This window comes from Methylococcus capsulatus str. Texas = ATCC 19069, from assembly GCF_000424685.1.
GTDB classification, from domain to species: domain Bacteria; phylum Pseudomonadota; class Gammaproteobacteria; order Methylococcales; family Methylococcaceae; genus Methylococcus; species Methylococcus capsulatus.
This window is the reverse complement of sequence record NZ_KE384224.1, coordinates 606,667-615,876: the sequence shown is the minus strand read 5'-3', so window position 1 is coordinate 615,876 and position 9,210 is coordinate 606,667. Positions and strand designations below refer to the sequence as shown.

The 9,210-nt window shown below is 63.2% G+C and carries 10 protein-coding genes and 1 pseudogene; 9 read left to right on the top strand and 2 right to left on the bottom strand.

Going from position 1 to position 9,210, the window contains the following annotated elements; all coding sequences use genetic code 11:
- Positions 1 to 168 precede the first annotated feature (168 nt).
- Entirely contained in the window at positions 169 to 300 is a 132-nt protein-coding gene (locus H156_RS17560; protein WP_333688186.1) for an InlB B-repeat-containing protein, read from the top strand.
- 64 nt (positions 301 to 364) lie between these two features.
- On the opposite strand, the pseudogene H156_RS0114230 reads toward H156_RS17560, so the two are convergent.
- Positions 365 to 565 (bottom strand): annotated as a pseudogene (locus H156_RS0114230) (IS3 family transposase); the annotation flags it as partial.
- Positions 566 to 938: 373 nt separating this feature from the next.
- On the opposite strand from H156_RS0114230, the gene H156_RS0114225 reads away from it, so the two are divergent.
- Genes H156_RS0114225 through ybgC form a run of 5 tightly spaced genes read left to right on the top strand, consistent with a single transcriptional unit; the run spans position 939 to position 4,243 of the window.
- The gene (locus H156_RS0114225) at positions 939 to 1,685 is read left to right on the top strand and encodes a YebC/PmpR family DNA-binding transcriptional regulator (RefSeq protein ID WP_010960504.1); all 747 of its coding nucleotides are present in this window, start codon (positions 939 to 941) and stop codon (positions 1,683 to 1,685) included.
- Between the two features lie 9 nt (positions 1,686 to 1,694).
- Complete coding sequence (gene ruvC / locus H156_RS0114220; protein WP_010960505.1) at positions 1,695 to 2,192, top strand: crossover junction endodeoxyribonuclease RuvC; 498 nt, start codon at positions 1,695 to 1,697, stop codon at positions 2,190 to 2,192.
- The gene (gene ruvA, locus H156_RS0114215) at positions 2,189 to 2,794 is read left to right on the top strand and encodes a Holliday junction branch migration protein RuvA (protein ID WP_010960506.1); all 606 of its coding nucleotides are present in this window, start codon (positions 2,189 to 2,191) and stop codon (positions 2,792 to 2,794) included. Before ruvC ends, ruvA begins: the two co-directional genes overlap by 4 nt.
- An 11-nt stretch (positions 2,795 to 2,805) precedes the next feature.
- On the top strand, positions 2,806 to 3,843 hold the full coding sequence (ruvB, locus tag H156_RS0114210) for a Holliday junction branch migration DNA helicase RuvB (RefSeq protein WP_017364137.1): 1,038 nt from the start codon (positions 2,806 to 2,808) through the stop codon (positions 3,841 to 3,843).
- Positions 3,812 to 4,243 carry a tol-pal system-associated acyl-CoA thioesterase gene (ybgC, locus tag H156_RS16805; RefSeq protein WP_017364138.1) on the top strand — a complete coding sequence of 144 codons (432 nt, stop codon included), beginning with the start codon at positions 3,812 to 3,814 and terminating at the stop codon, positions 4,241 to 4,243. Before ruvB ends, ybgC begins: the two co-directional genes overlap by 32 nt.
- A 730-nt stretch (positions 4,244 to 4,973) precedes the next feature.
- On the opposite strand, the gene H156_RS0114200 is transcribed toward ybgC, so the two are convergent.
- Entirely contained in the window at positions 4,974 to 7,340 is a 2,367-nt protein-coding gene (locus H156_RS0114200; protein WP_017364139.1) for a dynamin family protein, read from the bottom strand.
- Between the two features lie 272 nt (positions 7,341 to 7,612).
- Here H156_RS0114200 and tolQ point away from each other — a divergent pair, with 272 nt between their 5' ends.
- From tolQ to tolA, 3 genes are all read left to right on the top strand, one after another.
- Positions 7,613 to 8,290, top strand: a complete 678-nt coding sequence (gene tolQ / locus H156_RS0114195) for a protein TolQ (protein WP_010960510.1) — start codon at positions 7,613 to 7,615, stop codon at positions 8,288 to 8,290.
- A complete protein-coding gene (tolR, locus tag H156_RS0114190; RefSeq protein ID WP_010960511.1) occupies positions 8,287 to 8,727 on the top strand; it encodes a protein TolR in 441 nt (146 codons plus the stop codon). Before tolQ ends, tolR begins: the two co-directional genes overlap by 4 nt.
- The coding region (tolA, locus tag H156_RS16235) for a cell envelope integrity protein TolA (protein WP_036246545.1) at positions 8,727 to 9,210 on the top strand (484 nt) is incomplete at its 3' end. The genes tolR and tolA, both read left to right, overlap by 1 nt.

Here is a 9,210-nt window from a genome sequence, read left to right as displayed (position 1 = left end):
CCGAGTCCGAGTCCGAGTCCGAGTCCGAGTCCGAGCCCAGCACCCACGGCTTACACTCTTTCGGTTACCAAAACCAACTCCAGTAGGGGAGCGGTAAGTAGTTCGCCTTCAGGGATCAGTTGCGGGACTTCTTGCAGTTCCGCAAGCGCGTCGTTCGCTTCAGGATCGATGGTCACATTGACGGCATCGCCATTCATATTTCGGAAATTTACTGGCTGGAGCGGTGACTGTACGGGCACCAGCAGGACCTGCACCGTGTTGATGGACAGGGCGAGGACTGTCAACGCCACTTTCCAATAGATGATTCATGGGAAGTGAACCTCCCCCGGGTTCTGGGGAGGCCGTCGGGTTTGAGTCGAGAGGCCTACACGGTGTTGTCGGCGAGCTGACGGTAGGAGCGTGCCTCAGCCTCGGCGGGAGGGCCAGAGCCGACGGATGCGAGTAGCCGGTGGTCATTGAACCAGGCCACCCGTTCCTGGGTAGCGAGTACGCCCGCCTTCCCGTTCTTCCACGGCGCTCGGCGGTGGATCGATTCGGTCTTGTACGGGCCGTTGCCGGCTTCGGCCGAGACGGAGGGGAAGTCCGGCACCCGCGGCGGATTCGGACGATCCGCAAGACCTTGCGGATCGGCTCGACCCCGTGGCTATCCCGGTGCTGTCGATGAAAGTGTTCAGGACTCGAAGGCCACCCCCAGCCAGGGATGCTCGCCACGGTGCTCTTGCACCAGGCGGACGGCGCGTCCATGGACTTGGGGGGATGCTCGTCGGGTCTGCTCGTGGCTTCATTCTCTCGAGGGAAAAAGCCTCCTCGAAACCCCGGGTGGTTCAGTTCACTCGCGCTCACCCTTTGCCGGGGGTGATCCAACTCCCGGTCGCTTCGCGCTAGCCCACAATGTTAGACTTTGGCGATTCACTCAATGGGAGGTCTTGAGAAGTACTATGGCGGGTCATAGCAAATGGGCCAATATTCAGCACCGCAAGGGGGCCCAGGATGCCAAGCGCGGCAAGTTGTTCACCAAGCTGATTCGCGAAATCACCGTAGCTTCGCGCACCGGTGGTCCCGATCCCGGCAACAATCCGCGTCTGCGCACAGCCATAGACAAGGCGCTCGTCGCCAATATGTCGAAGGACACCATCGAGCGTGCCATCAAGAAAGGCTCGGGTGCCGCGGACGGCGACAACTATGAGGAAGTCCGCTACGAAGGCTATGGTCCCGGCGGCATTGCGGTGTTGGTCGACTGCCTGACCGACAATCGCAACCGTACCGTGGCCGAGGTGCGCCATGCCTTTTCCAAAGCGGGTGGCAACTTGGGAACCGACGGGTCGGTGGCCTACCTGTTCAGCAAGACCGGCGTCGTCAGCTTCAGCGCCGATCTGGGTGAGGACAGGGTGATGGAGCCGGCGCTGGATGCCGGAGCCGACGACGTGGTGGTCAATGAGGATGGCTCGGTGGACGTACTCACGGCTCCCGACCAGTTCGAGGCGGTACGCGATGCGCTCGAGGCCGCCGGGCTCACGCCGGAATCGGCCGAAGTCACCATGCGCGCCAGTACCAGCGTGAAGCTCGACAAGGAGGACGCGGAAAAGATGATCCGCCTGCTCGAACGCCTGGAGGACCTCGACGATGTGCAGAACGTCTATTCCAATGCGGACATTAGCGAGGACATTCTTGCCGAGCTGGGCTAAGCCGGGGCGATGACCCGCGTTCTCGGCATCGACCCCGGTTCCCGGGTGACGGGTTACGGCATCCTGGACTGGACGGGCAAACCGGTGTTGGTGGCAGCGGGCTGTATCCGTACCGAGACGGACGATTTTCCCGAGCGCTTGCGCCGGATCTTCGAGGGGATCAGCCGGATCGTGGAGGAGTTTCGGCCGGAGGAAATGGCGGTGGAGCAGGTGTTCATGCACAAGAACGCGGATTCGGCGCTCAAGCTGGGCCAGGCGCGGGGGGCCGCGATCTGCGCCGGCGTGGCGCACGGTTTGCCGGTGCACGAGTATGCAGCGCGCCAGGTGAAGCTCGCTCTGGTCGGCAAGGGCAGTGCCGACAAAGCCCAAGTGCAGCACATGGTCTGCTTCCTGCTGGGTCAGGCTGGTCCCTTGGCACTGGACGCCAGTGATGCGCTGGGGGTGGCATTCTGCCATCTGCACCATCGCCAGACCCTGAGCCGCATGAGCCGGATGGTTCGGCGATGATCGGCTTCATCCGCGGACTCCTGGTGGCCAAGCGTGCGCCCTCCTTGCTGATCGACGTGCAGGGTCTGGGCTACGAACTCGATGCGCCGATGTCCACCTTTTACAACTTGCCCGAGATCGGCGCTGAAGTGCGGCTCTACACCCACCTTCAAATCCGCGAGGACGCCCATAGCCTGTTCGGCTTCGGCACGGAAGCCGAGCGGGGTCTGTTCCGCAGCCTGATCCGGGTCAGCGGCATCGGCGCCAAGCTGGCGCTGGCCATCCTCTCCGGCATCTCGGTCGACGATTTCCGCGCCTGCGTGGAGCGGCAGGATTCGGCGCGTCTGGTGCGGCTCCCCGGCATCGGCAAGAAGACCGCGGAGCGCCTCATCATCGAGCTGCGGGATCGGCTGGATATCGGCGTCCCGTCTCTGGCTCCGGCCAGCTTCGCCGGCGGCGCAGCGCCCTTGCCGGCCGCCGATCCTGCCGACGAGGCCGTGAGTGCCCTGATCGCGCTGGGCTTCAAGCCGCAGGAGGCGAATACGCTGGTGGCCAGGCAGGCCGCCGAAGGGCGCAGCGCGGAGGATCTGATCCGGGCGGCGTTGCAGTCGGCGGTACGCTGAGGGCGGCCCGAGTGACGACGCAGCGGCTGGTGAGCGCGGCGGGCCAGTGGGACGAGGAGGCGATCGACCGCGCCATCCGGCCCAAGCGCCTGGAGGATTACGTCGGCCAGCGCGCGATGCGCGAGCAGATGGCGATCTTCATCCAGGCGGCGTTGGGGCGCGGCGAGGCGCTGGATCACGTCCTGATCTTCGGCCCGCCGGGGCTGGGCAAGACCACGCTGGCCAACATCATCGCCAACGAGCTGGGCGTCAATGTCCGCCATACATCCGGGCCGGTGCTGGAGAAGGCCGGCGATCTGGCGGCGCTGTTGACCAACCTCGAACCGCGTGACGTGCTGTTCATCGATGAAATCCATCGACTCGGCGCCGTGGTGGAAGAGGTGCTGTACCCCGCGATGGAGGATTACCAGATCGACATCATGATCGGCGAAGGCCCCGCCGCCCGTTCGATCAAGCTCGATCTGCCGCCGTTCACGCTGGTCGGCGCCACCACCCGCGCCGGGCTCCTGACATCGCCGCTGCGCGACCGTTTCGGCATCGTGCACCGGCTGGAATTCTACAGCGTCGAAGAGTTGAGCAGGATCGTCGCCCGCTCGGCCCGTATCTTGGGCAGCGAGATCACGCCGGAGGGCGCGGCGGAGGTGGCGCGCCGTTCCCGCGGCACCCCCCGTATCGCCAACCGCCTGCTGCGGCGGGTCCGCGACTTCGCCCAGGTCATGGCCGACGGGCGGATCACCGGTGAAGTGGCCGGGAAGGCGCTGGAAATGCTCGACGTGGACCCGAACGGCTTCGATCAGTCGGACCGCCGTCTGCTGCTGACGATGATGGAAAAATTCGAAGGCGGCCCGGTCGGCCTGGACAATCTGGCCGCGGCGATCGGCGAGGAGCGCGGTACCATCGAGGACGTGCTGGAGCCCTATCTGATCCAGCAGGGCTTCATCATGCGGACGCCCCGCGGCCGCGTCGCCACGCGCAACGCCTATCTCCATTTCGGTCTGAAGCCGCCGCAGAGGACGAATGTCAACGAGGAAATGTTCGGCGATGAGTGAAGAATTCGGCTGGCCGGTGCGGGTCTACTACGAGGACACCGATGCCGGCGGCGTGGTTTATTACGCCAATTACCTCAAATACATGGAGCGTGCCCGTACCGAATGGCTGCGCGCGCTGGGATTCGAGCAAGACAGTCTGCGCGAGGAACTGGGCGTGATCTTCGCCGTACGCTCGGTCCAGGTCGATTATCTCAAGCCCGCCCGGTTCAACGACGCCTTGAGGGTCAGCGCGGATCTGGTCGAAGCACGGCCGGCGAGTTTCAGTTTCGTGCAGCGCGTGATGAGGGGCGACGTCACGTTGTGCGAGGGGCGGGTCGGCATCGTCTGTCTGGCCGCGGACAGTTTCCGGCCGCAGGCCTTGCCGGCCGCCTTACTGAAACGGCTGCGGGGTGAAGGCTGATTTTGGAGAGCAGCGGAGCTGCCACTGTCGGCGGATCGATTTGCAGTCATCGACGGGCCGAGGTCAGCAACGGCCGCAAGGTCCTCCGAGAGTTGCCGGAGGATGGCTTTGGCGAGTTCGGGATAGCGGAAATCGTCCTGGACGTCGTAGATCCAGCTCGTCTTGCCGATTCGTCGGGAATACTCCTTTTCCCACAGGACCTTGCCGTTGCCGCTCTCGACGAGCCTGAAGCCGAGGATGAGTTCGTTTTCGAAACTGTCCGATGGCGCGCCCAGGATCCAGAACAGCGGACCAAAGACCGACAGGCCGTAGCCGAAGGTCTTCGAACGGTACTGGGTCGATTTCACTGCGCCTTCGAGCCTGAGGTCGGCGTCACCCCCGGTCCGGGTGAATGTTACCCGTCCGAATATCCTGGCCCGGTCGATTTCCGCTACGGTGGCCTGCGCCAGGTCCTCGTCCGGTTTCCACAGCCATGGCCCCGTGTTCGCGTGCCTTTGCGCGTACTCTGGATGCGAGAGGTTCTGCCAGCCGAAGGGGAACACCGGCATGGCGTAATGCATCAGTTCGTCCGTGTTCGCGTTGGCGCGGAGATCCTGGAAGGGCGGCACCGCAACCGTCAGAACGAGCAGCGGGCTGCGTGCCGCAGCCGTTTCGGGCCGGTAGATCCAGGTGCGTTCGGTTCCGCAGCCGGCGCAGGCGGCCGCGAGCACCCCGGCCCAGGCCCACTTTTTCACGCGGTGGAGGGGTTTTTCAGGGGACCTCGAGCGGCGTCCGGTCCGACGGCGGACGTCACGACCGCGTAGGCGTCCCGGATCGCCCGCTGCTTGTCCAGTTCGGCCTTGAGTTCGGCGTCGAGGTCGCGGGTGAGCTGTTTCATGATGGTCTTGGCTATTTCTCCCTTGATGGAGTCGAAATAGCCCAGCAGTTCGCCTTCGAGTTCCTCGAAATAATTCTTGATGCCCCGCCGTGCGAACTTGTTGATCTGCAACTGCTGCCGGCGGGTGTATTCCAGCAGGCCGGTTTTGTAACGGTCCAGCGCGCGGTCGATTTCGTCGCCGCGGATCGTCGCGGCCGCGGGCTGCACTGGCGCGCTTTCGGCTCTGCCGCTCCTCGAGTCGGCCAGGCTGTCCTGAATGCGGCGCAGTTTGTCCAGACCGAGCGCGAGCATTTGCTGCGCTCCCTCGCCGGGGCCGATCAGATGCAGGTTTCGGGCGATTTCCAGCGCGCGGTCGCCGTTTTTCTGCACCTGCTCCAGGATATCGTCCCTTCTGCGGCCGGCGTCGCCGGTGTCCTGGGCCATGATGTCGCGGCCGAGGTCGTCGATGACCTCGCCGTATTCGAACAGGAACACGTCGCACATCCCTTTGAGCCGGTTGAGCATGTCGCGGCCGCTCAGACGGTCCTGCAGTACTGTCAGTACCTCGGGCGGCAGGGCGTCGGTGGCGGAGATGTCTTCGAGCAACTGTGCCAGGTGACGCCGCACCATCTGTTCCTCCAGCAGGTGCTGCAACTGGCAGCGGAAGGTGTGCTGGATGTGCAGATTTTCCTCGATCTTGTGCGGCAGGCGGCTGACCACGCTATGCAGGTCCAGGCCCTTCAGCAGCTCGTTTTTGAGCGCCTTGCGATCGAGCGTGTCGATCGCATGGGTGATCTGCTGACCGAGCTGCTCCTGGTCCTCGTCGCGCCAAAACACGAACTCGGGCAGCACCTCGGTCCGCAACGCCTTGACGTGCTCTTCGACCGTGGAACGCAGGCGCCGCAGGACTTCGTCCTGACGACGCGACAACTCGCTGGCGATGAAGGTGTTTTTCATGCTGTCGTCGCTCGTGTTGAGGTAGCGCTGGTGGAGGGGTTCGAGGTGGTCCCGCAACCTTTTCGCCAGATCCAGGTACTCGCTGCGGGCTTCGTCGAGGAATTCGGCCCGGGCCGTATGCGCGAGGTAGTCGAAGAGGCTGCTGCGGAAGGCGGCGAAACTCTTGGCTTCGTCGAGCGTCTTGAGATGGCGTTCGGCTTCGTGACGTTCGGGGATTCTGCCTAGCGCTTTCTGAAGAGCGTCCGCATGTTCACGCACACTCACGCTCTGTTCCAGCCGACCGTCCTGAATCAGCTTCAGCAGCAGGTAGTTGAGCGCCGAGACCTTGAACACGCGGTCTTTGGCGATGTGGAAACCGTAACGGTCGATCTTCTGGTCGAAATTGACCTGCTCTTCCTTCTTTTGCTGGGCACTCAGCACATCCCACTGATTGATCACCCAGAACGCCCGCTGCAGCACGCGCTTGCGCTGGCTGTGGATCTCGGCCAGCAGTTCGATTTCCTCGCCTTCCAGCAGGTGAAACACCTTCATGGCGATGACGAAGGCCTTGGCGTCGTTTTCCACGTAGGATTTGGTCACCTTGCGATGGCGCGGATTGACCACCCCCAGCCCTGGCAGGTCCACCAGCACCACGTTTTCGGGAATGCTGACGTCGGTGAGGAAGATTTCCGCCTGATTGACGAAAAGCACGTCCTCGTAGTCTTCGGTGACGTAGCGCGGCAACTCCTCCAGGGCGATTTCCTTTTCCGCGCCGCTGAGTTTGTTCCAGCCGTGGACGAGGGCTTTCAGCTCGTCGAAGAACTTCTGCTTGTTGAACGACCCAAACTGCCCTTTGTGCTGTTCGATGTCCCGGCCGAGCTGGCTCAGCAGTTCGCCCCGGCTCAGGTTGCGGTAGGCGTCGCAGCTCTTGCGCAGCTCCTTGGAAATCTCCTCGACATACAGGTTCTTCAGTTCGTCCCGTTCGTTCTCGTCCAGATAATGGATGACGGCCTTGGTGCTCTTGCCTTTGCGGATGAGGGTGGGGATGGCGGTGAAGGACTTGGTGGCCTGCGGCAGGATGTCGTTGCCGAGCACGGCGTTGATGATGGTGCTCTTGCCGGCCGAAAATGCCCCCAGGAAGGCGACCGGGAACTCCGGCGACTTCAGCCGTTCCAGCCAGCTACGTTTGCGGTTGACATAGTATTTGAAGTCGTCGGTGAGGCCGAGGTAAGGGGCGGCGGCGTCGTAAGCCTCGAATAAACGGGTGAACGCCTTGACGTAAAGGCTGTAGTCCGGCTCTTTCATTGCATGGGTTTCCAAAGAGGGTCCTCGTGGCAGGCGGCTGACGGGCGGGCCGGGTGACGAATCCATGAATATCAGGCCGCCGCATTTTAACATCTCAGCCTTGTGAACCAATCCGCCCGGCGTGCCGGCTTTTGCCGCCGCTTGATAGGCCCGGCCGGTATTTCATAAACTACCCGGCATCCGGAGTGCAAAATCCTGCCGGCCACCTTCTTGAACCGCCTGCCGGTCCTCTCGATTCTAGCCGTTCATCTACCTCAACTCTCAGAGCAAAAATGAATTCTGAGCTGTCGATCATTACTCTGATCAAGGAGGCCAGCCCGGTCGTCCAGATCGTCATGTTCATTCTGGTCGCGGCGTCCGTGATCTCCTGGACGTTCATTTTCGGCAAATACCGCGAGATCCGGCGCGCCGAACAGACCTCCATCGCTTTCGAAGACCGTTTCTGGTCCGGCATCGATCTGGCCGACCTGTACCGCCAACTGGCCACGGAAAGCGACGACTGTGGCGGCCTGGAGCTCATCTTTCTGGCGGGCTTCAAGGAGTTCGGCCGCCTGCGGCAGCAGAGCGGCATCATGCCGGAAGCCGTGATGGAGGGAACCCAGCGCGCCATGCGGGTAGCGCTCAACCGCGAGCTGGACAAGCTGGACGAAAGGCTGCCGTTCTTGGCCACCGTGGGGTCGACCAGCCCGTACATCGGCCTGTTCGGTACCGTGTGGGGCATCATGAACTCCTTCCGCTCGCTCGGCTCGGTCAAGCAGGCGACCCTGGCGATGGTGGCGCCGGGCATCTCCGAGGCACTGGTAGCGACGGCGATGGGGCTGTTCGCGGCGATTCCGGCGGTGATCGCATACAACCGGTATTCGACCAACATTTCCCGGCTGGCGAACCGCTACGAGTCCTTCACCGAGGAACTGCTGAGCCTGCTGCACCGGCAGGCGCACACCAAATGAACGTCTCGACCGGAGCCGGACGCGGCAACCGCAGGCGTCCCATGGCCGAAATCAACGTCGTACCCTACATCGACGTCTCGCTGGTGCTGCTCATCATCTTCATGGTGACCGCACCGATGCTCCAGTCCGGCGTCGACGTCGACTTGCCCAAGGCGGAGGCGAGGCCGATCGACCCGAATCAGGACAAACCGATCATCGTCACCATCGACAAGGACGGCCAGCTCTACCTGGATGCGACCAACCAGGAAGACGTTCCGGTCGACCCCGCCGCCCTGACTGAGAAGGTGACCCGCGCCCTCGCTGAAAAACCAGGCACCGCCGTCCTGATCCGGGGCGATCGGGCCGTGGATTACGGGCGCGTGATCACCGTGATGGCCGCGCTCAAAAACTCCGGCGTGCCGCAGGTCGGACTGATGACGAATCCCGTCGAAGATTGATGGCCGATCCTCGTCTCCGCAGCCTGCGCGGACCGTTCGCGCTGGCGCTGGTGCTCCACATCGTTCTGCTGATTCTGTTCGCGCTGAATTTCGAAGCTTCCCAACGATCGGCGGAAACGGCCCAGCCCGACATCATCGAGGCGGTGGTCTTGGATGATTCCCGTATCGCCGCCGAGGCAGAGGGGCTGAAAACCGAAGCGGCTCCGCCGGCCGAAACGGGGCCGGAGCCCGTTTCAACCCCGAATCCCGAAGAGTCCAGGCGCGCTCAGCAAATCGAGGCCGAGAAGGCCGCCGAAGAGAGCCGGCGGCAAATGGAAGCTAAGAAACTCGCCGACCAAGCTCGAAAAGACGAGCAGAGAAGGAAAGCGGAGGCGGAGGAGAAGGCAAGGGCGGCAGCGGAAGCGGCGGCGCGGAAGAAGGCGGAAGCCGAAGCGAAGGAAAAGGCCGAGGCCGAGGCGCGGCGCAGAGCCGCGGAAGAAGCCA